Annotated in this window: 25 protein-coding genes; 21 read left to right on the forward strand and 4 right to left on the reverse strand. The window is 67.8% G+C overall.

The annotated features are described in order from the left end of the window. The first annotated feature begins 66 nt into the window (after positions 1-66). From D6860_RS20435 to D6860_RS20460, 6 genes are all read left to right on the forward strand, one after another. Entirely contained in the window at positions 67-744 is a 678-nt protein-coding gene (locus tag D6860_RS20435; RefSeq protein ID WP_076623250.1) for a response regulator, read from the forward strand. Beyond that, the gene (locus tag D6860_RS20440; RefSeq protein WP_076623249.1) at positions 741-2,102 is read left to right on the forward strand and encodes an ATP-binding protein; all 1,362 of its coding nucleotides are present in this window, start codon (positions 741-743) and stop codon (positions 2,100-2,102) included. The genes D6860_RS20435 and D6860_RS20440 overlap by 4 nt, the downstream gene beginning before the upstream one ends. Positions 2,103-2,160: 58 nt before the next feature. Then, on the forward strand, positions 2,161-2,634 hold the full coding sequence (smpB, locus tag D6860_RS20445; protein ID WP_076623248.1) for an SsrA-binding protein SmpB: 474 nt from the start codon (positions 2,161-2,163) through the stop codon (positions 2,632-2,634). A gap of 137 nt (positions 2,635-2,771) precedes the next feature. Then, positions 2,772-3,242 (forward strand): 50S ribosomal protein L15, encoded by a 471-nt coding sequence (rplO, locus tag D6860_RS20450; protein WP_076623247.1) that lies wholly within the window; start codon positions 2,772-2,774, stop codon positions 3,240-3,242. Positions 3,243-3,352: 110 nt separating this feature from the next. Then, a complete protein-coding gene (secY, locus tag D6860_RS20455; RefSeq protein WP_076623246.1) occupies positions 3,353-4,717 on the forward strand; it encodes a preprotein translocase subunit SecY in 1,365 nt (454 codons plus the stop codon). Beyond that, a complete protein-coding gene (locus tag D6860_RS20460; RefSeq protein ID WP_017466948.1) occupies positions 4,714-5,358 on the forward strand; it encodes an adenylate kinase in 645 nt (214 codons plus the stop codon). The genes secY and D6860_RS20460 overlap by 4 nt, the downstream gene beginning before the upstream one ends. An 87-nt stretch (positions 5,359-5,445) precedes the next feature. Here D6860_RS20460 and D6860_RS20465 read toward each other — a convergent pair whose 3' ends face one another. After that, positions 5,446-5,844 carry a BLUF domain-containing protein gene (locus D6860_RS20465; RefSeq protein ID WP_076625328.1) on the reverse strand — a complete coding sequence of 133 codons (399 nt, stop codon included), beginning with the start codon at positions 5,842-5,844 and terminating at the stop codon, positions 5,446-5,448. Between the two features lie 303 nt (positions 5,845-6,147). On the opposite strand from D6860_RS20465, the gene rpsM reads away from it, so the two are divergent. From rpsM to rplQ, 4 genes are all read left to right on the forward strand, one after another. Further along, on the forward strand, positions 6,148-6,516 hold the full coding sequence (gene rpsM, locus D6860_RS20470; protein WP_017466946.1) for a 30S ribosomal protein S13: 369 nt from the start codon (positions 6,148-6,150) through the stop codon (positions 6,514-6,516). Between the two features lie 15 nt (positions 6,517-6,531). Beyond that, positions 6,532-6,924: a 30S ribosomal protein S11 gene (gene rpsK / locus D6860_RS20475; RefSeq protein WP_017466945.1), complete on the forward strand. Its 393-nt coding sequence runs from the start codon at positions 6,532-6,534 to the stop codon at positions 6,922-6,924. A gap of 116 nt (positions 6,925-7,040) precedes the next feature. Continuing rightward, positions 7,041-8,057 (forward strand): DNA-directed RNA polymerase subunit alpha, encoded by a 1,017-nt coding sequence (locus tag D6860_RS20480; protein WP_076625327.1) that lies wholly within the window; start codon positions 7,041-7,043, stop codon positions 8,055-8,057. A 161-nt stretch (positions 8,058-8,218) separates the two neighbouring features. Further along, positions 8,219-8,638: a 50S ribosomal protein L17 gene (gene rplQ / locus D6860_RS20485; protein ID WP_076623245.1), complete on the forward strand. Its 420-nt coding sequence runs from the start codon at positions 8,219-8,221 to the stop codon at positions 8,636-8,638. 100 nt (positions 8,639-8,738) lie between these two features. Here rplQ and D6860_RS20490 read toward each other — a convergent pair whose 3' ends face one another. Together D6860_RS20490 and D6860_RS20495 are read right to left on the reverse strand one after the other, a co-directional pair. After that, a complete protein-coding gene (locus D6860_RS20490) occupies positions 8,739-9,197 on the reverse strand; it encodes a baeRF12 domain-containing protein (RefSeq protein ID WP_076623244.1) in 459 nt (152 codons plus the stop codon). Between the two features lie 15 nt (positions 9,198-9,212). Next, a complete protein-coding gene (locus D6860_RS20495) occupies positions 9,213-9,413 on the reverse strand; it encodes a hypothetical protein (RefSeq protein WP_076623243.1) in 201 nt (66 codons plus the stop codon). A 118-nt stretch (positions 9,414-9,531) separates the two neighbouring features. On the opposite strand from D6860_RS20495, the gene D6860_RS20500 reads away from it, so the two are divergent. From D6860_RS20500 to D6860_RS20515, 4 genes are all read left to right on the forward strand, one after another. Then, positions 9,532-10,920, forward strand: coding sequence for a trypsin-like peptidase domain-containing protein (locus D6860_RS20500; RefSeq protein ID WP_076623242.1), 1,389 nt, complete (start codon positions 9,532-9,534; stop codon positions 10,918-10,920). 3 nt (positions 10,921-10,923) lie between these two features. After that, entirely contained in the window at positions 10,924-12,240 is a 1,317-nt protein-coding gene (locus tag D6860_RS20505) for a replication-associated recombination protein A (RefSeq protein WP_076623241.1), read from the forward strand. 95 nt (positions 12,241-12,335) lie between these two features. After that, positions 12,336-13,193, forward strand: coding sequence for a 3-mercaptopyruvate sulfurtransferase (sseA, locus tag D6860_RS20510; RefSeq protein ID WP_076623240.1), 858 nt, complete (start codon positions 12,336-12,338; stop codon positions 13,191-13,193). Then, complete coding sequence (locus tag D6860_RS20515; protein ID WP_076623239.1) at positions 13,193-14,377, forward strand: amino acid aminotransferase; 1,185 nt, start codon at positions 13,193-13,195, stop codon at positions 14,375-14,377. Before sseA ends, D6860_RS20515 begins: the two co-directional genes overlap by 1 nt. Before the next feature lie 93 nt (positions 14,378-14,470). Here the strand turns inward: D6860_RS20515 and D6860_RS20520 are convergent, their stop codons facing one another. Beyond that, entirely contained in the window at positions 14,471-14,815 is a 345-nt protein-coding gene (locus tag D6860_RS20520) for an antibiotic biosynthesis monooxygenase family protein (RefSeq protein ID WP_076623238.1), read from the reverse strand. 133 nt (positions 14,816-14,948) lie between these two features. Here D6860_RS20520 and D6860_RS20525 point away from each other — a divergent pair, with 133 nt between their 5' ends. The 7 genes from D6860_RS20525 to D6860_RS20555 all read left to right on the forward strand — a co-directional run bounded on the left by D6860_RS20525 (position 14,949) and on the right by D6860_RS20555 (position 22,813). Beyond that, positions 14,949-15,629, forward strand: a complete 681-nt coding sequence (locus D6860_RS20525) for a putative nucleotide-diphospho-sugar transferase (RefSeq protein ID WP_076623237.1) — start codon at positions 14,949-14,951, stop codon at positions 15,627-15,629. 63 nt (positions 15,630-15,692) lie between these two features. After that, positions 15,693-16,694 carry a deoxyribose-phosphate aldolase gene (gene deoC / locus D6860_RS20530; RefSeq protein WP_076623236.1) on the forward strand — a complete coding sequence of 334 codons (1,002 nt, stop codon included), beginning with the start codon at positions 15,693-15,695 and terminating at the stop codon, positions 16,692-16,694. Between the two features lie 151 nt (positions 16,695-16,845). Then, the gene (locus D6860_RS20535; protein ID WP_076623235.1) at positions 16,846-17,877 is read left to right on the forward strand and encodes a BMP family protein; all 1,032 of its coding nucleotides are present in this window, start codon (positions 16,846-16,848) and stop codon (positions 17,875-17,877) included. 10 nt (positions 17,878-17,887) lie between these two features. After that, positions 17,888-19,429, forward strand: coding sequence for an ABC transporter ATP-binding protein (locus D6860_RS20540; protein WP_076623234.1), 1,542 nt, complete (start codon positions 17,888-17,890; stop codon positions 19,427-19,429). Between the two features lie 104 nt (positions 19,430-19,533). After that, the gene (locus tag D6860_RS20545; RefSeq protein ID WP_076623233.1) at positions 19,534-20,580 is read left to right on the forward strand and encodes an ABC transporter permease; all 1,047 of its coding nucleotides are present in this window, start codon (positions 19,534-19,536) and stop codon (positions 20,578-20,580) included. Continuing rightward, positions 20,577-21,524 (forward strand): ABC transporter permease, encoded by a 948-nt coding sequence (locus D6860_RS20550; protein WP_076623232.1) that lies wholly within the window; start codon positions 20,577-20,579, stop codon positions 21,522-21,524. The genes D6860_RS20545 and D6860_RS20550 overlap by 4 nt, the downstream gene beginning before the upstream one ends. Continuing rightward, the gene (locus D6860_RS20555) at positions 21,524-22,813 is read left to right on the forward strand and encodes an amidohydrolase family protein (protein ID WP_076623231.1); all 1,290 of its coding nucleotides are present in this window, start codon (positions 21,524-21,526) and stop codon (positions 22,811-22,813) included. Before D6860_RS20550 ends, D6860_RS20555 begins: the two co-directional genes overlap by 1 nt. Positions 22,814-22,821 lie beyond the last annotated feature (8 nt).

Below are 22,821 nucleotides of genomic sequence, written 5' to 3' on the forward strand. Positions count from 1 at the left end.
CCGCAACGCATTCCACTAGGGCTATGCGTTGAACGGGACGACCACCCTCACGGAGGCCGGATCGCCATGCGCATCCTCATCGTCGAAGACGACGCCATGCTCTCGGATGGGCTGCAGGTAGGCCTGCGGCTCGCCGGCTTCTCGCCCGAGGCCGTCGAGACCTGCGACGACGCCCGCCACGCGATGGCACTCGACCGCTTCGATGCGCTGGTGCTCGACCTGATGCTGCCCGACGGCTCGGGGCTCGAGTTGCTGCGCGAGCTGCGCGGCGACGGTTCCGACATCCCGGTGCTGATGCGTACCGCCCGCGATCGGCTCGACGACCGGGTCGCGGGGCTGGATGCGGGGGCCGACGACTACGTCGGCAAGCCCTTCGAGCTGCCCGAGCTGTCGGCCCGGCTGCGCGCGCTGGTCCGCCGGGCGCAGGGGCGCGCCGAGAACCTTCTGGAATGGAACGGGCTGCAACTCGACGTCGCGCGGATGACCGGCGCGCTCGACGGTCGCGCCCTGAGCTTCTCCCGCCGCGAGTTCAGCATCCTCGCCGCACTGATGGAGCGCCCCGGCGCGATTCTCGGCAAGCAGATGCTCGAGGAACGGCTCTACGGCTGGCAGGAGGACGTCGAGAGCAACACCGTCGAGGTGCACGTCCACCACCTGCGCGCCAAGCTCGGCAGCGGCTTCATACAGACGGTGCGGGGCGCGGGCTACCGGCTTGCCCCCGAAGCCGAGGCCCGCCGCGCATGACCTCGATCCGTGGCCGCCTGCTGATCATCCTGCTGGTCGCGACCAGCGCGATCTGGCTGTCGGCGGTGCTCTGGATCCAGCACTCCACCCGGCAGGAGGTGATCCACGTCCTCGACCGGCGGCTCGAGGAATCGGCCCGCATGGTCGCCTCGCTGATCGGCGACGGCATGAGCGTCGAGGACGCCCGCCGCGCCGTCACCTCGGAGCTTGCTCCGCAGGATCACTACGGCCTGCGACGGCAGCTGTCCTGCCAGATCTGGGGCCTCGACGGCACGCTGATCGGCGAATCCGAGGGTGCACCCGAGGGGCGGCTTGCCGAGGGCGCCGCCGGGTTCAGCGAGAACACCGTCGAGGGCGAGGTCTGGCGGGTCTACACGCTGGTCGAGCCCGACGCCGGTTTCCGCGTCATGGTGGGCGACGCGCAGGCGATGCGCGACCACCTCGTGCAGGGCGTCACCCTCAGCCTGCTGGTGCCAATGTCGCTGATGCTGCCGGTCCTCGCCGGGCTGATCTGGCTGATCGTCGGGCGCGGGCTGACGCCGCTCGACCGGCTGGGCGCCACGCTGTCGGCGCGGGCGGCGCGGGACCTGTCGCCCATCGACGACACCCGCGCCCCGCGCGAACTGCGGCCGATGGTCGCCGCGCTGAACGGTCTTCTGCGCCGGGTCGGACGGGCGCGCGAGCGCGAGCGCAACTTCACCGCCTTTGCCGCGCACGAGCTGAAGACCCCGCTTGCCGGGCTGCAGACGCAGGCCGAGATCGCCAGCATGGCCCCGGACGAGGCCACCCGGGCCCGTGCGCTCGAGCAGATCTCGCAGGGGGTGAAGCGCACCGACCGGATGGTGAAGCAGCTTCTCGACATGGCCGCCATCGAGCAGGGCGGCACCGCTCCGGACACAGCGCCCCGCGACGGCGCCGGGATTCTCGCCGCAGTGGCCGAGGACCTTGCCCCGCTTGCGGAACGGCGCGGCGTCAGCTTGCGCCTCGCAGCGCCGGAAGGGCTCTGGCCGACCTGCCATGCCACGCTGCTCCAGGCGGCGCTGCGCAATCTCGTCGAGAACGCCGTGCAGGCTTCGCCCGAGGGCGCGGAGGTCGAGGCCGGCCTGCGCCGCGACGGCGCCGAGGCGGTGTTTCACGTGGCCGATCGCGGCCCCGGCATCCCCGAGGCCGAGCGCCCGCATGTGACCGAGCGCTTTTTCCGGGGCGGCAACAGCGGCCGGACCAGCGGCAGCGGCCTCGGGCTGGCCATCGTGGCGGCCGCGATGGAGCGGATGGGCGGCGATTTCGCGATCCGGCCACGCCCGGGCGGCGGCGAGGTGGCCGAGCTGCGCCTGCCGGCGGATTTTCCGGCGTCCTGAGGCCCCCTGCCCCATCGGGCATGTGGACAGCCGGCCCGTCTGCGACTACATGCACGCAATGGCCAAGCCGAAGACAGATCCGAACTACAAGGTGATCGCCGAGAACCGGCGTGCGCGCTTCGATTACGCGATCGAGGACGATCTCGAGTGCGGCATCGTGCTCACCGGGTCCGAGGTGAAATCGCTGCGGGAGAACACCGCCAACATCGCCGAGAGCTACGCGGCGGTGGAGAACGGAGAGCTGTGGCTGGTCAACAGCTACATCGCCCCCTACGAGCGCGCCATGTTCGGCCACGAAGAACGCCGCCGGCGCAAGCTGCTGGTGTCGCGGAAGGAACTCGCGCGCCTGTGGAACGAGACCCAGCGCAAGGGCATGACCATCGTGCCGCTGGTGTTCTACTTCAACCACAAGGGCATCGCGAAGCTGAAGGTGGGCATCGCCAAGGGCAAGAAGAACCACGACAAGCGCGAGACCGCCGCCAAGCGCGACTGGAACCGCCAGAAGCAGCGCCTCCTCAAGGAGCGCGGCTGACGCCGGCCTCCCCTTGCGTGACGCGATCCGCGGCGCTATACGCCCGCGGGTGGCATTGCGCCACCGACTCACGAAACAAGAAACGCCGTGGTTGGTCCTGACGCTTCGGGGACCACATCCGGCAATGGAGAAGCGACATGAAACTTCACGAACTGCGCGACAACCCGGGCGCGACCCAGTCCAAGAAACGCATCGGCCGTGGCCCCGGCTCCGGCAAGGGCAAGATGGGTGGCCGCGGTATCAAGGGTCAGAAATCCCGTTCGGGCGTGGCCATCAACGGCTACGAAGGCGGCCAGATGCCGCTCTACCAGCGTCTGCCCAAGCGCGGCTTCAATAAGCCGAACCGCAAGAGCTACGCCGTCGTCAACCTCGGCATGATCCAGAAGTTCGTCGACGCGGGCAAGCTCGACGCCTCCGCGATCAACGAAGACAGCCTCGTGGCATCCGGCCTCGTGCGCCGCAAGCTCGACGGTGTGCGCGTGCTCGCCAAGGGTGACGTCACCACCGCCCTGACCATCGAGACCACCGGCGCGTCGAAGTCGGCCGTCGAAGCGGTCGAGAAGGCCGGCGGCGCTCTCAAGGTCACGGCTCCGGCAGCGGCCGAATAAGCGGGTTGTGAGCGGCCCCCGGGCCGCGTAGACACAGTCCCACGTTTTCCACGAACGCCGCCGGAGCCGGAAAGCGCTTCCGGCGGCGTTCTGCCTTTGAGAGGACCCGCATGGCATCTGCTGTGGAACAAATGGCCGCCAACACGAGCTGGGCGGCGCTCGGCAAGGCCACCGACCTTCGCAACCGCATTCTCTTCACGCTCGGCCTGCTGGTGGTCTACCGCCTCGGCACCTACATCCCGGTTCCCGGGATCGACGGCGCGGCGCTGCGTGACTTCATGGAGCAGGCCGGACAGGGCATCGGCGGCATGGTCTCCATGTTCACCGGCGGTGCGCTGGGTCGGATGGGCATCTTCGCCCTCGGCATCATGCCCTACATCTCCGCCTCGATCATCGTGCAGCTTCTCACGGCCATGGTGCCGGCGCTGGAGCAGCTCAAGAAAGAGGGCGAGCAGGGCCGCAAGAAGATCAACCAGTACACGCGCTACGGCACCGTCGCGCTGGCGCTGTTCCAGGCCTACGGTCTCGCCGTATCGCTGGAGGCCGGCGACCTTGCCCACGATCCGGGCTGGTACTTCCGCGCAGCCGTGGTCATCACGCTGGTCGGCGGCACCATGTTCCTGATGTGGCTGGGCGAGCAGATCACCGCCCGCGGCATCGGCAACGGCATCTCTCTCATCATCTTCGTCGGCATCGTCGCGGAAATTCCTGCCGCGCTGGCGCAGTTCTTCGCGAGCGGACGCAGCGGTGCGATCTCGCCTGCGGTGATACTCGGGGTGATCGTCATGGTCATCGCGGTCATCATGTTCGTGGTGTTCATGGAACGCGCCCTGCGCAAGATCACCATCCAGTATCCGCGCCGCCAGGTCGGCATGAAGATGACCGAGGCGCAGCAGTCGCACCTGCCCGTCAAGGTGAACCCGGCGGGCGTGATCCCGGCGATCTTCGCCAGCTCTCTGCTGCTGCTGCCGACGACCATCGCGACCTTCAGCCAGACGGGCTCGACCGGTCCGATCATGTCGACGGTGCTTGCCTACTTCGGCCCCGGACAGCCGCTCTACCTGCTGTTCTTCGCCGCGATGATCGTGTTCTTCGCCTACTTCTACACGTTCAACGTGTCGTTCAAGCCGGATGACGTGGCAGACAACCTGAAGAACCAGAACGGTTTCATCCCCGGCATTCGGCCCGGCAAGCGGACCGCGGACCACCTTGAGTATGTGGTGAACCGGATCCTCGTGCTCGGGTCGGGCTATCTCGCCTTCGTCTGCCTGATGCCCGAGATCCTGCGGTCGCAGTATGCGATTCCGTTCTATTTCGGCGGGACTTCCGTGCTGATTGTGGTATCCGTCACGATGGACACCATCCAGCAGGTCCAGAGCCACCTGCTGGCACATCAATACGAAGGTCTTATTCAGAAGTCGCAGCTGCGCGGCAAAGGTAAGACCCGGAAGCGGAGGGGACCGGCACGCCGATGAACATCATTCTTCTTGGACCGCCCGGCGCGGGCAAAGGCACCCAGGCGCGCATTCTCGTGGAAGAGCGGGGCATGACCCAGCTCTCGACCGGCGACATGCTGCGCGAGGCCAAGGACAGCGGCACGGAAATGGGCAACAAGGTTGCCGAGGTCATGGCGCGCGGCGAACTTGTCACCGACGAGATCGTAATCGGCCTGATCCGCGAGAAGCTCGAGGCCGACCCCGACGGCGGCTATATCTTCGACGGCTTCCCGCGCACGCTGAAGCAGGCCGACGCGCTCGCCGCGCTGCTGGCCGAGGAAGGCACGAAGCTCGACCGCGTGATCGAACTGCGGGTGGACGACGAGGCGCTGGTCAAGCGCATCACCGCCCGCTCGACCTGCGCGAACTGCGGTGAGGTCTACAACGACATCACCAAGCCGATCCCGACCGACGGCAAGTGCACCAACTGCGGCGGCACCGAGTTCAAGCGCCGCGCGGACGACAACGAGGAAAGCCTCAAGAAGCGTCTGATGGAATACTACAAGCAGACCTCGCCGCTGGTGGGCTACTACTACGCCAAGGATCTCTACAGCCGCACCGACGGCATGGGCGAGATCGACGAGGTCAAGGCCGGCGTCGCGGGCCTGCTCGACGGCTGACGTTCCACGGCTTCGGAAAACGCGAAAAGGCGGACCTTCCGGGTCCGCCTTTTTTCATGTCCGCTTGTTCGCAATAGGGAGGGCCGCTCAGGCCGCGCCACCCGCTGCGAGCCGGCCGATCCTGTTGAATGCCACGAGCGTACCGCGCGGCCCCTCGGCGAACCGCTTGCTGAGAAAGTCACTGTCCTTCTGCGACAGCGAGCCATAGCCCATCGACCATCCCAGGAACGCCCGCTTCGGCACCGCCCGCCGCATGCGGGTGACGACGTCGTAGTGAAGCGGGTCCATCGAGATCCGGCGAAACAGCGCCTCGACCTTCTGCTCCGGTCCCTCGATCAGCTGGCAGAAGCTGCGCAGGTCGCGCAGCAGGTAGCCGGTGATCTCGGAAGGCCGGTTGTGGCTGAGTGCGTGCTGGAGGATGTCGATGTCAGACGGGTGCCCGCGGTGATACCGCGACACGCTGGTGTAAAGCAGCTGCGTGATCATGCGGCCTCCCCGCCCGAGGTCGGGCAGCGAGGTGCAATCGGGCACGGGTGTCTTGGCATTCGGACGGTCATATGGCATTCAACACCGACGGCCCTGCCGTGGTTCCGCAGGAAGGGGACTTGACCCTTCCGCCGAATCCTCATACCCACCCGCATCTCTACAGAGAATCACGTCTTGCGGAGCGGGTCGCTCCCTATCCGCAGATTACCTCATCAGCGGACAGCCCGAGGCGCCTCGCGCTTTGGGCTCATGTTGTGAAAAAAGGTTCTGGCGCTACGGAACCGCAACGAAAGGAACAGAGATTTGGCACGTATTGCCGGCGTCAACATCCCGACCCACAAACGGGTGCCGATCGCACTCACCTACATCACGGGCATCGGTCAGAGCTCGGCCAAGCTGATCTGCGAAGCCGTGAACATCGACGGCACCCGCCGCGTGAACGAGCTTTCGGACGCCGAAGTGCTCGCCATCCGTGAGCACATCGACGCGAACTACACCGTCGAGGGCGACCTGCGCCGCGAAGTCCAGATGAACGTGAAGCGTCTGATGGACCTCGGCTGCTACCGTGGCCTGCGTCACCGCCGCAACCTCCCCGTCCGCGGTCAGCGGACCCACACCAACGCTCGCACGCGCAAGGGCCCCGCAAAGCCCATCGCAGGCAAGAAGAAATAAGGGAGGCTCGCACCAATGGCACGTGATACCCGTCGCGGAGGCAAGAAGAAGGTCTCCAAGAACATCGCCGCTGGCGTGGCGCATGTGAACTCGTCGTTCAACAACACCAAGATCCTGATCTCGGATGTGCAGGGCAACGCGATCTCCTGGTCGTCGGCCGGCACCATGGGCTTCAAGGGCTCGCGGAAGTCGACCCCCTACGCCGCCCAGCTTGCCGCGGAAGACGCCGGCAAGAAGGCGCAGGAGCACGGCATGAAGACGCTGGAAGTCGAAGTTCAGGGCCCCGGTTCGGGTCGTGAATCGGCTCTGCGCGCACTGGCCGCCGTCGGCTTCAACATCACGGCAATCCGTGACGTGACGCCGATCGCGCACAACGGCTGCCGTCCGCCGAAGCGCCGCCGCGTCTGATTTCCACAACACTTCGGGTGGGGCCCTGCCATCGTGCGGGGCCTCGCCTTACGTCATTTCAACCTCGGGCGTCTGCGCCTTTTGGACATGGGGCACGGACAGGAATGGAGGGACGCATGATCCACAAGAACTGGGCTGAACTTATCAAGCCGACCCAGCTGGAGGTTCGCCCCGGCGCCGATCCGGCCCGCGTCGCTACCGTCGTCGCCGAACCGCTCGAGCGCGGCTTTGGCCTGACGCTGGGCAACGCTCTGCGCCGCGTGCTGCTGTCGAGCCTTCAGGGTGCGGCCATCACCAGCGTGCAGATCGACAACGTGCTGCACGAATTCTCCTCCGTCGCCGGTGTGCGTGAAGACGTGACCGATATCGTCCTGAACCTCAAGGGCGTGTCGCTGCGCATGGAGGTCGAAGGACCCAAGCGCCTGTCCGTCAACGCCAAGGGGCCGGGCGTCGTCACCGCCGCCGACATCGCCGAGAGCGCTGGCATCGAGGTGCTGAACAAGGACCATGTGATCTGCCACCTCGACGATGGTGCGGATCTCTACATGGAGCTGACCGTCAACACCGGCAAGGGTTACGTCTCGGCTGACAAGAACAAGCCGGAAGACGCGCCCATCGGCCTGATGCCGATCGACGCCATCTATTCGCCGGTCAAGAAGGTCGCCTACGAAGTCACGCCCACCCGTGAGGGCCAGGTGCTGGACTACGACAAGCTGACCATGAAGGTCGAGACCGACGGTTCGGTCACCCCCGAGGACGCCATCGCATTCGCGGCGCGCATCCTGCAGGATCAGCTGTCGATCTTCGTCAACTTCGACGAGCCGGAATCGGCCTCGCGTCAGGACGACGACGACGGTCTCGAGTTCAACCCGCTCCTCCTCAAGAAGGTGGACGAGCTCGAGCTGTCCGTGCGTTCGGCGAACTGCCTGAAGAACGACAACATCGTCTACATCGGCGACCTGATCCAGAAGACCGAAGCCGAGATGCTCCGCACCCCGAACTTCGGCCGCAAGTCGCTGAACGAGATCAAGGAAGTGCTGTCCTCCATGGGTCTGCACCTCGGCATGGACGTCGAGGACTGGCCGCCGGACAACATCGAGGATCTCGCGAAGAAACTGGAAGACCAGTTCTGATCCGATGACCTGAATACCCCACCCTGCGACACCGTCGCAGGGTGGGCAATCTGCCCACCCGTGGCAGCAAGACGGGCATCCGCCCCAAGGAGAGGGCCTCGCACGCATGGGGCCCCGGACAAAGCAAAACCGCCCCTCGACGGGCATTAGGAGTAAGACACATGCGTCACGCAAAAGGCTACCGCCGCCTCAACCGCACCCACGAGCACCGCAAGGCGCTCTTCGCCAACATGGCCGGATCGCTGATCGAGCACGAGCAGATCAAGACGACCCTGCCGAAGGCGAAAGAGCTCAAGCGCGTCATGGACAAGCTGATCACGCTCGGCAAGCGCGGTGACGTCCACGCCCGCCGCCAGGCTGCCGCGCAGCTCAAGCAGGACATCCACGTCGCCAAGCTGTTCGAGGTTCTCGGCCCGCGCTACAACGAGCGCTCGGGCGGTTACACCCGCGTTCTCAAGGCCGGCTTCCGTTACGGCGACATGGCTCCGATGGCGATCATCGAGCTGGTCGACCGCGACGTCGACGCCAAGGGCTCGGCCGACAAGGCACGCGTTGCTGCCGAAGAGGCCGCCGAAGAATAACTTCCTCGCATCCGCGAGAGACTGGAAGGGCGCTGCGAGTTTCCCCGCAGCGCCCTTTTTTCATGTCACGATGTCACCCCAGCCGGGCGAAGCGTCGATCTCAGGTATCCTCGTCGAGCTCGGCCTTCACCAGCTCCTCGATCTTGTTGACCGGGTGGTTGGTGAGCGTCTTGGGGATCTCGGCCACCACCTTCGAGGCAACCTCCTTGTGCAGCGCATCGCGCAGGTCGCCCAGCACCTTCGGCGAGGCCACCAGCACGAGCCGCTCGAACGCGCCCTTGTGCGCCTCTTCGTAGAGGTGCTCTGCCAGATCGTGCGCGAAACGTTCCTTCTGAAGCTCATGCCAGTCGGTGTCATCCATCGAAGACCGCTGCTGCACCCCGGTATCGCCCATGCGGCCCGGCTTGTTCGCCCCCTGCTCGCGGTCCGAGGGGTTTTCCTGCTCTTCTTCGTCGAACACGTTGAGGTTCGGATCCTCGTGGTCGGTCAGGTTGCGCAGGAACAGCGCCTTTTCGCTGTCGGTCACGACGACCCATGTTCCTTTTTTCAGTTCAGCCATCGCTCTACCCTTTCTTCAGGAATTGTCTTTTTCGTCGGATTTCCGGACCCGGGTCGCGCCCGGCTGGTCCTCTTCTGCGCGCTTCTGCAGATCCCGCGTGCCCACCTGACGCTCGGTCTCGCCCCCGGCGCGGCCAGCCTGATCGGGCGTTTCGGTTCCGTCGAGGTATTCCTCGGTTTCGCGGCGTCCGTCCTCGGATCTCTTGCGTTCGGCCATGAGAGCCTCCTTCGTCGTAGTATACCACCAGAACGCCACCGCGGCGACGCGCGTTCCGTCGCGCAGCTTGAAACCCCGGGAGCCTGCGGGCATATCCAAAGGCACAGGAGGGTCCGTCATGCTCCGCAACACCATCTTCGCCCTTGTCCTCACAGCCCTGCCCCTCGCCGCACCCCCGGCCCTTGCCGAACAGCGCGTGCCCGAGAGCCAGGCCGAGATTTCCCTCAGCTTCGTGCCGCTGGTGAAACAGGCGACGCCCGCCGTCGTGAACATCTACGCGCGCCGCGTCGTCGAGAGCCGCAGCCCCTTCGCCGGCAATCCGCTGTTCGGCGACATGTTCCGCGATTACGGCGGTCGGCCGCAGGTGCAGAACTCGCTCGGGTCGGGAGTCATCCTGTCGGACGATGGCATCGTCGTGTCGAACTACCACGTCGTGGGTCAGGCCTCGGATATCCGCGTGGTGCTCAACAACGGCGCCGAATACGAGGCGCGGGTGCTGCTCGGTGACGAGGAAGCCGACCTCGCGATCCTCAAGCTCGAGGGCGCCGAGGAGATGCCCTCGCTGCCGCTGCGCGACAGCGACTCGGTCGAGGTGGGCGAGCTGGTGCTGGCCATCGGCAACCCCTTCGGCGTGGGGCAGACGGTGTCCTCGGGGATCGTCTCGGGGCTGGCACGGTCGGGCACCGCCACCGGCAATGCGCGCGGCTATTTCATCCAGACCGACGCGCCCATCAACCCCGGCAACTCCGGCGGCGCGCTCATCGACGTGAAGGGCCGGCTGATCGGGGTGAACACCTCGATCCTGACCCGCTCGGGCGGCTCGAACGGCATAGGCTTCGCCATCCCCTCGGCGCTGATCTCGCAGTTCGTCGAGCAGGCCCGTGCCGGCAACACCGATTTCGAACGGCCCTGGGCGGGCATGACCGGGCAGCCGGTGAATGCCGACCTGTCCGAAAGCCTCGGCCTCGGGCTCCCGAACGGCGTGCTGATCGCCGGTCTGCACCCGGAAAGCCCCTTCGCTCAGGCGGGGCTCGAGACCGGCGACGTGGTGCTGGCGGTCGACGACCAGCCGGTGAACACCCCGCCCGAGATGATCTACCGCATGTCGGTCGCGGGGCTCGGCCATGTCGCCCGCGTCCGCTACATGCATGACGGCGAGCCGCAGGTCGCCGATGTCGAGATGATCGCCGCCCCCGAGACCCCGCCGCGCGAGGCGGTCACGCTGGGCGACCGCGCCGTGCTTCCGGGCCTTGCGCTGGCGCGCATCAACCCCGCCGTGGCGAGCGAGCTGAAGCTGCCGCTCACCGGTGAGGGCGTGGTGGTCACCGATCCCGGCCGTTTCGCGCCGCGCATCGGATTGCGCCAAGGGGACGTTCTGAAGGCAATCAACGGCCGTGCCGTCGAGACGCCGGCCGACGTGGACCGCCTGCTGCGCGAGGCCGCCCCCCGCATCCAGATCGACGCGCTGCGTGGCGGCGCCCGCGTCACCCTGCGCTTCCGGACCTGAGCCTTGGCCGACCTCTTCGACAGCTCCGACCCTGCACCGACCGAAGGCGGCGGCCCCCGGCCGCTTGCCGACCGGCTGCGTCCGGCGCGGCTCGACGAGGTGATCGGGCAGGAACAGGTGCTCGGGCCGGAGTCTCCGCTGGGCGTGATGCTGGCCTCGGGCACCCTGTCGAGCATCGTGTTCTGGGGCCCGCCGGGTGTCGGCAAGACCACCATCGCGCGGCTGCTGGCAGATGCCACCGAGCTGCATTTCGTCCAGATCAGCGCGATCTTCACCGGGGTGCCCGAGCTGCGCAAGGTCTTCGAGGCAGCCAAGCACCGCCATGCCAACGGCCAGGGCACGCTGCTGTTCGTCGACGAGATACACCGCTTCAACAAGGCGCAGCAGGATGGGTTTCTGCCGCACATGGAAGACGGCACCATCCTGCTCGTGGGCGCCACCACCGAGAACCCGAGCTTCGAGCTCAACGCGGCGCTTCTGAGCCGCGCGCAGGTGCTGGTGCTGGACCGGCTCGGGCTCGCCGATCTCGAACGGCTCGCGCAGCGCGCCGAGAAACTGCTCGACCGGACGCTTCCGCTCGACGGTCACGCCCGCGAGGCGCTGCTCGAGATGGCCGATGGCGACGGTCGGGCGCTGCTCAACCTCATCGAGCAGGTGATGGCGTGGCGCGGGCTCGAGGGCAAGCTCTCGACCGACCAGCTCACCCACCGGCTGATGCGGCGCGCGGCGCAATACGACAAGTCGGGCGACGGCCATTACAACCTGATCTCGGCACTGCACAAGTCGGTGCGCGGCTCCGACCCGGACGCGGCGCTCTACTGGTTCGCGCGGATGCTCGATGCCGGCGAAGACCCGCGCTTCCTCGCACGACGGCTGACGCGCATGGCGGTGGAGGACATCGGCCTTGCCGACCCGCAGGCGCAGGCGGTCTGCATCGACAGCTGGCAGACCTACGAGCGGCTCGGCTCGCCCGAGGGCGAACTGGCGCTGGCCAACGCGCTGGTCTACCTCGCGCTCGCGCCGAAATCGAACGGCGCCTACGTCGCCTACAAGGCAGCGCGGGCGGCCGCGAAGAAGACCGGCTCGCTGATGCCGCCCAAGCATATCCTCAACGCGCCGACGCGGCTGATGAAGGACCAGGGCTACGGCTCGGGCTATGCCTACGACCACGACGCCGAGGACGGGTTTTCCGGCCAGGACTACTTTCCCGAGGACATGGGCCGCCAGCGTTTCTACAGCCCGGTCGAACGCGGTTTCGAACGCGATCTGAAGAAGCGGGTCGAGTATTTCGACAGGCTCCGGCGCGAACGCGGCGACTGACCCGCGCCATCCGCCCGCTTTACCCTGCGTCCTCTTGTAAAACAGGGGCCCGCCGCTTAGAGACTTTGCGACGCTGACTGCCGGGAGGGTGCCACATGACGCAAGACGATCCCAAGACGCTTGTTTCCACGGACTGGCTGGCGACGCATCTGAAGGATCCCGACCTGCGCATCCTCGATGCAAGCTGGTACATGCCGGGGTCCGGCCGCGATCCGCGCGCCGAATACGAGGCCGCGCATATTCCCGGCGCCCGCTTCTTCGACATCGACGACGTGAGCGACGCCCGCTCGGAGCTGCCGCACATGGTGCCCCCGGTCGAGAAGTTCATGTCGCGGATGCGCGCGCTCGGCGTCGGCGACGGGCACCAGGTGGTGGTCTACGATGGCGCAGGCCTGTTCTCGGCCGCCCGCGTGTGGTGGCTGTTCAAGCTCATGGGCCAGCCCGACGTGGCGGTGCTCGACGGCGGCTTCCCGAAGTGGCAGGCCGAGGGCCGCGAGATCGAGGACATGCCGCCTATCATCCGCGACCGGCACATGACCGTCCGGCGGCAGAACCAGATGGTCAAGGACGTGACGCAGGTCTCGGCCGCGGCCAAGCTCAAGGACACCGAGATCCTCGATGCCCGCGCCCCCGAGCGCTTCCGCGGCGAGGTCGAAGAGCCCCGCCCCGGCCTGCGCGCCGGCCACATCCCCGGATCGAAGAACGTGCCCTTCACGGCGCTTCTCGACGGTGACGGGACGCTCAAGTCACCCGATGCCCTGCGCGGCGTCTTCGAGGCTGCCGGGGTGGACCTTTCGAGGCCGGCGATTACCTCCTGCGGATCGGGCGTGACCGCCGCCATCCTGAACCTTGCCCTCACTCGCGTGGGCAAGGATGACCATTCCCTGTATGACGGGTCCTGGAGCGAGTGGGGGCAATTCCCCACCCTGCCCGTCGCCACCGGAGAGACCTGATGTTCGAGAACCTCAAGGAACAACCCGCCGACAAGATCCTGATGCTGATGCAGGCCTATCGCGAAGACCCGCGCGAGCAGAAGGTCGACCTCGGCGTCGGTGTCTACAAGGACGCCAGCGGCAACACGCCGATCATGCGCGCCATCAAGACCGCCGAAAAGCGCCTGTGGGAAACCGAGACCACCAAGTCCTACACCGGGCTTGCGGGCGATCCGGGCTTTTCCGACGCGATGGTCAACCTCGTGCTCGGCGACTCCGTCCCGCGCGAGACTGTCGCGGCGGCGGCCACCCCCGGCGGCACCGGCGCGGTCCGGCAGGCCTTCGACCTGATCCGCTCGGCCAACCCCAAGGCGCGCGTCTTCGTCTCGGACCCGACCTGGCCGAACCACCTGTCGATCCTCAAGCACATGGGCATCGAGTTCGTGCCCTACCGCTACTTCGACAACGAGACCCGCTCGGTCGACTTCACCGGGATGATCGCCGACCTGCACCAGGTGATGCCGGGCGACGTGGTGCTGCTGCACGGCTGCTGCCACAACCCCACCGGCGCCAACCTGAACCTGTCGCAGTGGAAGGCCGTGATCGAGCTGCTGCTCGAGCGCGAGGCGGTGCCGATGATCGACATCGCCTACCAGGGCTTCGGTGACGGTCTCGACACCGATGCCGAGGGCGTGCGGCTCGTGGCCGAGAAGATGCCCGAGGTGCTGATCGCCGCGAGCTGCTCGAAGAACTTCGGCATCTACCGCGAGCGCACCGGCCTGCTGATGGCGGTGAGCAAGGACGCATCGCGCACCAAGCTCAACCAGCAGACGCTGAACTACCTGAACCGGCAGAACTTCTCGTTCCCGCCGGACCACGGCGCACGGCTGGTGACGATGGTTCTCAACGACGAGGAGCTGCGCGCCGACTGGGCCGCCGAGCTGGAAGAGGTCCGCACCTCGATGCTGGGCCTGCGCGAGCAGCTCGCCTCGGAACTGCAGCGCCTGTCGGGCTCGGATCGCTTCGGCTTCCTCGCCCAGCACCGCGGCATGTTCTCGCGCCTCGGCGCCACGCCCGAGCAGGTCGAGACCATGCGCAAGGACAGCGGCATCTACATGGTCGGCGACTCGCGGCTGAACATCGCGGGTCTCAACAAGACCACCGTGCCGATCCTCGCGGAAGCTATCATCAAGGCGGGCATCTGATCCGCACCCGCGGGGCAAGGCCGCCCCGCAGCGCATTCCTCGACGCCGGGCCCTGCCCGGCGTCTTGCGTTTCCAGAGGGCGCGCGACGACGCTCAGCCGTGCTCGGCAAGGCTGTCCCGTGGCGCCTCGGCGCGGTCGGTCATGCCGTAGTCACGCAGGACGTGGCAGACCTTGAGCCGGTAGTCCGCGAAGATGCCCTCGCGCCCGGCCCGCTGCGCGCCGCGATGGGCGGCAAGCTGGCGCCAGCGCGTCACCGCCGCCTCGTCCTCGAAGAAGCTGATCGAGAGCAGCTTGCCGGGGTTCGTCAGGCTCTCGAACCGCTCGACCGAGAGGAACCCCTCGACCTCGGCGACCATCGGGCGCATCTCGGCGGCGATGTCGAGATAGTCGTCGCGGCGCCCCTCTGCGGGGATGACTTCGAAGATGATGGCGATCATGGGCTCCTCCCTGGTCTTGCTGGCCGGCATCCTGCCCGAGTGCGCCCCCGCTTCCAAGCGCCGCCGACCGCTCGCGGATTTACAGCCCGGCGCGCGGCGCGTATGCCGGGGCGCAGGGCTCAAGGGGGATGCTATGGCTCAGGAACCGAAGCGCGGCGTGGTCTACGTGGCCTGGGGCCGCGATCACGTCGACGTGGCGCGGCGCTCGGCGGCGAGCGTGAAGAAATGGAACCCCGACCTCGGCACCGCGATCTGGTGCAAGGAGGGCGACGACACCAGCGGTTTCGACCAGGCGTTCTTCATCCCCGAGGGGCTGAAGCGGCCCAAGGTCAACGTGCTCGGCGAAAGCCCCTACGACGAGACGCTGTTCCTCGACAACGACACCATCGTGCGCGCCGACCTGTCGTCGTTCTTCGATCTTCTGCGCAAGTACGAGATGTGCGGCACGCAGGTGATCCTGTGGCACCGCCCGCGCCACCAGAAGAAGATCGCGCTGGACCTGCCCGACACCTTTCCCGAGATCAACACCGGCGTGCTGCTCTATCGCAAGACGCCCGCTGTGCTCGACTTCTTCCGCGACTGGGCCGAGACCTTCGCGGCCAGCGGCATGGGCATCGACCAGCCGTCGTTCCGCGAGGTGCTCTGGCGCTCGGACGTCGCCTTCTACGTCTTTCCGCCGCAGTTCAACAAGCGCGTCTTCGAGGCCTCGGAGCTCATCTGGTCCGACGCCCCGCGCCCGCGCATCCTTCACCTCGAGCTGCTGCGCCCGCAGAAGAACCGCTTCCTGCGCTGGGTGTCGAACCGCATCCGTTGACGCCATGGCGGCCTTGCCCGCGGGCGGGGCGCATGCGAACGTCCGGCAAAGAGGGTGACCACGATGACCACGACGCAGACCACCGCCACGACGGACCTTGCCACGCAACTGCCGCAGGCGGTCGAGCCGCGCAATCCCGGCATGCCGCTCGACATGGACTGGGTGATGCGTGCCCGCGCCAACCGCTCGGCCATCGAGCGGCGCGCCGCGACCCTGCCGGGCCGGCGCAGCGTCAAGAAGGATCACCAGGCCGCGTGGATGGCCCGCGCCATCTCCTGCATCGACCTCACCACGCTGGCGGGCGACGACACCCCCGGCCGTGTCGCGCGGCTCTGCGCCAAGGCGAAGCAGCCGGTGCGCGCCGACATCCTCGAAGCCATCGGCCTGCCCGGGCTCACCGTGGGCGCGGTCTGCGTCTACCATGACATGATCGCCCCGGCGGTCTCGGCGCTTCAAGGCTCGGGCATCCCGGTCGCGGCGGTCTCGACCGGCTTTCCCGCCGGCCTGTCGCCCTTTGCCCTGCGCGTCGCCGAGATCGGCGAGAGCGTGAAAGCAGGCGCCCGCGAGATCGACATCGTCATCTCGCGCCGCAAGGTGCTGACCGGCGACTGGCAGGGGCTCTACGAAGAGATGCGTGCCTTCCGCGAGGCCTGCGGCGAGGCGCACGTCAAGGCGATCCTCGCCACCGGCGAACTCGGCACGCTGCAGAACGTCGCGCGCGCCTCGCTGGTCTGCATGATGGCCGGTGCCGACTTCATCAAGACCTCGACCGGCAAGGAAGGCGTGAACGCCACCCTGCCCGTCAGCCTCGTGATGATGCGCGCGATCCGCGAGTACTACGCGCGCACCGGCTACCGCGTCGGCTACAAGCCCGCCGGCGGCATCTCCAAGGCCAAGGACGCGGCGACCTACCTCGCGCTGGTCAAGGAAGAGCTGGGCGACCGCTGGCTGCGCCCGGATCTCTTCCGCTTCGGCGCATCGAGCCTGCTCGGCGACATCGAGCGCCAGCTCGAGCACCACGTCACCGGCGCCTACTCGGCAAGCTGGCGGCACGCGCTCGCCTGACGGGCCTGCCCATTATCCGGGCGCGACCGGCGCCCGTGTTTGGAAAACGGGCAAAAATACCCGTCTGTCACGCTTCGTGCTTTACGTGGCGCTGCCTGATCCCTTACCGTTTGGTCAAAAATTAGACACCAACCGACAGGGACAGTCACAGATGACCGACACACGCTCGCTTCTTGCCCAGATGACCCGCCGAAGGATGCTCATGGGCTCCGCCGGGTTCACCGCCGCCGCCGGTGCCGGCCTGCTGCCCGCCCGCCTGCTCGCGCAGGAGCCGCTCTCGGTTGCGGGCATCTACACGGTGCCGGTCGAACAGCAGTGGGTGAGCCGCATCCACAAGGCCGCAGAGGCCGCCAAGGCGGATGGCCAGATCACCTACACCTTCAGCGAGAACACCGCGAACACCGACTACCCGCGCGTCATGCGCGAATACGCCGAGAGCGGCGTGAAGCTGATCGTGGGCGAGATCTTCGGCGTCGAGCAGGAGGCCCGCGAGGTGGTGCTCGACTACCCCGATACCGCCTTCCTGCTGGGCTCGTCCTTCATGCCCGACCCGGCCTATCCGAACCTGTCGGTCTTCGACAACTACATCCAGGATGCCTCCTACCTGTCGGGCATCATCGCCGGCGCCATGACCGAGACCGGCAACATCGGCATGGTCGGCGGCTTCCCGATCCCCGAGGTGAACCGCCTGATGCACGCCTTCATGGCCGGCGTGAAGGAAATGAAGCCCGACGCCACCTTCCAGGTCAGCTTCATCGGCTCGTGGTTCGACCCGCCGAAGGCCAAGGAAACCGCGTTCGCGATGATCGAGAACGGTGCCGACCTGCTCTACGCGGAACGCTTCGGCGTCTCCGACGCAGCGCAGGAAAAGGGCATTCTCGCCATCGGCAACGTCATCGACACGCAAGGAGACTACCCCGACACCGTGGTCGCCTCGGCCATCTGGCATTTCGAGCCGACGCTGCAGGCCGCACTCGACCAGATCGCCGCCGGCAGCTTCGAGGCAGACAACTACGGCGTCTACAGCTTCATGAAATACGGCGGCTGTTCGCTCGCCCCGCTCGGCACCTTCGAGGGCAAGGTCCCGCAGGAGGCGCTCGACCTCGTCGCAACCCGCGAGGCGCAGATCAAGTCCGGTGAATTCGTGGTCGAGATCGACGACACCGAGCCCACCTCCTCGTGACGGCATCCGCATGACGACAGAAGACCCGGCGCGGGACGACACCGTCCTGCGCCTCTCCGGCATCACCAAGCGCTTCGGCCCCCTCGTCGCGAACGACGGCATCTCGCTGTCGCTGGGGCGCGGCGAGGTCGTGGCGCTGCTGGGCGAGAACGGTGCCGGCAAGACCACGCTGATGAACATCCTCTTCGGCCACTACACCGCCGACGAGGGCACCGTCGATGTCTTCGGCCAGCGCCTGCCGGCCGGTCAGCCCGGCGCGGCGCTCGCCGCCGGCGTCGGCATGGTGCACCAGCATTTCACCCTCGCCGACAACATGTCGGTGCTCGACAACATCCTGCTCGGCACCGAGCCGCTGTGGTCGCCCCGCCTCGGGCGCGGCGCGGCGCGGCGGCGGGTGGCGCAGCTCGCGCAGGACTTCGGCCTCGCGGTCGATCCCGACGCGCGCGTCGCGGCGCTCTCGGTCGGCGAACGGCAGCGCGTCGAGATCCTCAAGGCGCTCTATCGCGACGCCCGCATCCTGATCCTCGACGAGCCCACCGCCGTGCTCACCCCGCAGGAGGCCGACGCGCTCTTCGAGACGCTGCGCCGGATGGTGGCGCAGGGGCTCTCGGTGATCTTCATCAGCCACAAGCTGCACGAGGTCATGGCCATCTCGTCGCGTGTGCTGGTGCTGCGTCACGGCCGGCTCGCGGGCGAGGTCGCCACGCGCGACACCGATCGCCACCAGCTCGCCACGATGATGGTCGGTGCCGAGATCACCGCACCCGCGCCGGCCACCGCCCGCCCCGGGCCCGTGCTGCTGCGGCTGGACGGCGTGAGCACCGCGGCCAAGGGCAACCGCCCGGGCCTCCACGATCTTCACCTCGACCTCCGGGCCGGCCAGATCACCGGCCTCGCCGGTGTCTCCGGCAACGGGCAGGGCGCCCTCGCCGACCTGCTGTCGGGGCTCGACACCCCCGACACCGGCAGGCTCGAGATCGCCGGCGCGCCCGCACACGGCTGGACCCCGCGCAAGGCGCTCGCCGCCGGCATCGGCCGCATCCCCGAGGACCGTCACAGCACCGGCACCGTGGCCGATTTCACCCTGACCGAGAACGCGGTGCTGGAAAGCTATGCCCGTGCGCCCGCCTCGCGTCACGGCTGGATGGACTGGGCCGCCGCCCGCCGGGACACCGAGGCGCTGATCGACACCTACGACGTCCGCTGCCCCGGCCCCGACGCGCGCATCCGGCTGCTCTCGGGCGGCAACATGCAGAAACTGATCCTCGGCCGCGTTCTCGAGGCGGGCCCGCGCATCATCCTTGCAAACCAGCCGGTGCGCGGCCTCGACATCGGCGCGGTCACCTACGTGCAGGAACGGCTCATCGCAGCGCGCGACGCGGGCGCCGCCGTGCTGCTCATCTCCGAGGACCTCGACGAGATCCTGACACTCTCCGACGTGATCCGGGTGATCTCCGAGGGCCGCCTCTCGCCCGAGTTCGCCCGCGGCGAAAAGACCCCGGCGGAGCTCGGGCAGTGGATGGCCGGACAGGGGTTCGACCATGCCGCGTGACCTCGGTCCCCTGCAGACCGCGCCCCGGGCCTCTTCTGGCCGGAAATATCCCGGGGGTGCGGGGGCTGGCCCCCGCTCCGCCTCCGTCACGCGGGGTGCCCTGCATGCGTCTTGAACCCATCGCCGCACCGACCCATGCCCGCACGCTGGGTCTGCCGGCGCTTGCCGTGGCCGCCACCGTGCTCGTCGCGGCGCTGCTCGCCATGCTCGCCGGGGCCAACCCGGCGCAGACCTTCGGACTGATCGTGAAGGGCGCCGTGGGGTCGAAATTCGCCGCGCTGGAAACGCTCAACCGCGCCACACCGCTGATCTTCACCGGGCTCGCCATCGCCGTCGCCTTCCGGGCGAAGCTCTGGAACATCGGCGCCGAGGCGCAGCTCTACGCCGGCGCGCTGATGACAGTGCTGATCGGCACGCAGGCGGGGCTTCCGGGGCCGCTGGCACTGCCGCTGATGGCGGTCGCCGCGATCCTCGCGGGCGCGCTGGTGCTGCTCGGACCGGTGCTGCTGAAGACCCGGCTCGGCGTCGACGAGGTGGTCACCACGCTGCTGCTGAACTTCATCATGGCGCTCTTCATCTCCTACCTGCTCGAAGGACCGCTCAAGGACCCGATGGGCATGGGCTGGCCCAAGTCCCCCGCCCTGCCCCGCGATGCCCGCCTGCCGCGCATCGTCGAGGGGCTGCGTCTGCACTGGGGCTTCGCGCTGGCGCTGATCTGCGCCGCCGGCGTCTGGGTCATGCAGACCCGCACCACCCTCGGCTACGAGATCCGCGCGGTCGGCCTCAACCCGCAGGCGGCACGCTTCGCCGGCATCCCGGTGGGCCGGGTGCTGGTCAAGACCGCGCTGCTCTCGGGCGGTCTGGCGGCGCTCGCCGGCTTCTCCGAGGTCGCCGGCCTCAAGGGCAACCTCACCGCCGACCTGTCGCCGGGCTTCGGCTACACCGGCATCATCGTCGCCATGCTGGCACTGCTGCACCCACTGGGCGTCGTCGTTTCGGCGCAGTTCGTCGCGGGCATCTTCGTCGGCGCCGACAGCATGTCGCGGGCCGCCGAGGTGCCGACCTACATCGCCGACATCCTGCTCGCGGCGGCGCTGCTGTTCATGGTTCTGGCGATCCTGCTGACACGCTTCCGGGTGGTGCGCGGATGACCGAGATCGTCGATATCCTGATCTCGGCGAGTTTCTGGGCCGCGATCCTGCGCATCGCCTCGCCGCTGATCTTCGCCACCATGGGCGAGCTGATCTGCGAGCGCGCCGGCGTGCTGAACCTCGGGATCGAGGGCATCATGGTCGTTGGCGCCTTCGCCGGCTGGATGGCGGTCTACGCCGGCGGCGGGTTGTGGCTCGGGGTGGCGGTGGCGATGCTGGCGGGCATGGCCTTCGGCGCGCTGCACGCGCTGCTGACGGTGCCCTTCGGCCTGTCGCAGCACGTGGTGGGGCTGGGGATCACCCTTCTGGCCACGTCCTCAGCCTATTATGCCTATCGCCTCGCGCTCCCGGAGGTCACCAACCCGCCCCGCATCGAGCCCTTCCAGCCGCTGCACATCCCCGGCCTGTCCGATCTGCCGTGGCTCGGCGACGCGCTGTTCTCGCAGACGGCCCTCACATGGGCGGCCTTCGCCTGCGTCGCGCTGGTGGCCTTCGTGCTCTACCGCACCCCGCTGGGGCTGGCGCTGCGCGCCGCGGGCGAGAACCCGCAGGCGGTCGAGGCGCAGGGGCTTTCGGTCGCGGCGATCCGCATGGGCGCGGTGATCGTCGGCTCCGGGCTGATGGCTGTGGGCGGCGCGTTCCTCACCATGTCGGCCTTCTCGAGCTTCTTCTTCGAGATGGTCAACGGGCGGGGCTGGATCTGCATCGCGCTGGTCGTCTTCGGCGCGTGGAAGCCCGGCAAGGCGCTGCTCGGCGCGCTGCTCTTCGCGGGCTTCGACGCGCTGCAGATCCGCCTGCAGCAGACCGGCCTCGGGCAGGTGATCCCCTACCAGGTGTTCCTGATGATCCCCTATGTCCTGTCGATCCTCGCCCTTTTCCTGATGTCGCGCCGGGCCGAGGTGCCCGCGGCGCTGATGACCCCCTTCAACCGCGGAGACCGCTGATGGCCACGTTCGACATTCTCGTCAAAGGCGGCACCCTGCCCGATGGCACCGTCAAGGACATCGGCATCACGGGCGGCCTGATCGCCGCCATGGGAGACCTTTCCGGCAGCGAGGCCGGCGAGGTGATCGACGCCACCGGCGACCTCGTGGCGCCGCCCTTCGTCGATCCGCATTTCCACATGGATGCGACGCTCAGCTACGGCACGCCGCGCATCAACGCCTCCGGCACGCTGCTCGAGGGCATCGCGCTCTGGGGCGAGCTGAAACGGGAAGCCACGGTCGACGAGATGGTCGACCGGGCGCTGGCCTATTGCGACTGGGCGGTGAGCATGGGCCTGCTGGCGGTGCGCAGTCACGTCGACACCTGCGACGACAGTCTAAAGGGCGTCGAGGCACTGCTGCACGTGCGCGAGGCGGTGAAACCCTATCTCGACCTGCAGCTCGTGGCCTTTCCGCAGGATGGCTTCTACCGCGACCCGACCGCGCGGGCGAACACGATCCGCGCGCTCGACATGGGCGTCGACGTGGTGGGTGGCATCCCGCATTTCGAGCGCACCATGGCCGATGGCGCCGACTCGGTCCGCGAGCTTTGCGAGATTGCCGCCGAGCGGGGCCTGCTGGTCGACCTGCATTGCGACGAGACCGACGACCCGATGTCGCGCCACATCGAGGCGCTGGCCTTCGAGACACAGCGGCTGGGGCTGCAGGGGCGCGTTGCGGGCTCGCACCTGACCTCGATGCACTCGATGGACAACTACTACGTCAGCAAGCTGCTGCCGCTGATCGCCGAGGCAAAGATCGCGGCGATCCCCAATCCGCTCATCAACATCACGCTGCAGGGGCGGCACGACAGCTACCCCAAGCGGCGCGGGCTGACGCGGGTGAAGGAGATGCAGGCCCATGGCATCACCGTGGGCTGGGGGCAGGACTGCGTGCGCGATCCGTGGTATTCGCTCGGCACCGCCGACATGCTCGACGTGGCCTTCATGGGGCTGCACGTGGCGCAGATGACCTCGCCGCAGGAGATGGCACGCTGCTTCGCCATGGTGACCGAGGAGAACGCGAAGATCCTGCATCTCGAGGGCTACGGGCTGGCGGAGGGCAACACCGGTTCGCTGGTGGTGCTCGATGCCGGCGACCCGATCGAGGCGCTGCGGCTGCGGCCCGACCGGCTCTGCGTGATCTCGAAGGGCAAGGTGGTGTCGCGGCAGGCCCGCAACGATGCACGGCTTGCCTTGCCGGGGCGTCCGGGCACGGTGCGCCGGCGGCACGCGGTGACGGAGGGGTAACGCCGAAG

This window comes from Salipiger sp. D13, assembly GCF_003703915.1.
Classification (GTDB): Bacteria; Pseudomonadota; Alphaproteobacteria; order Rhodobacterales; family Rhodobacteraceae; genus Salipiger; species Salipiger profundus.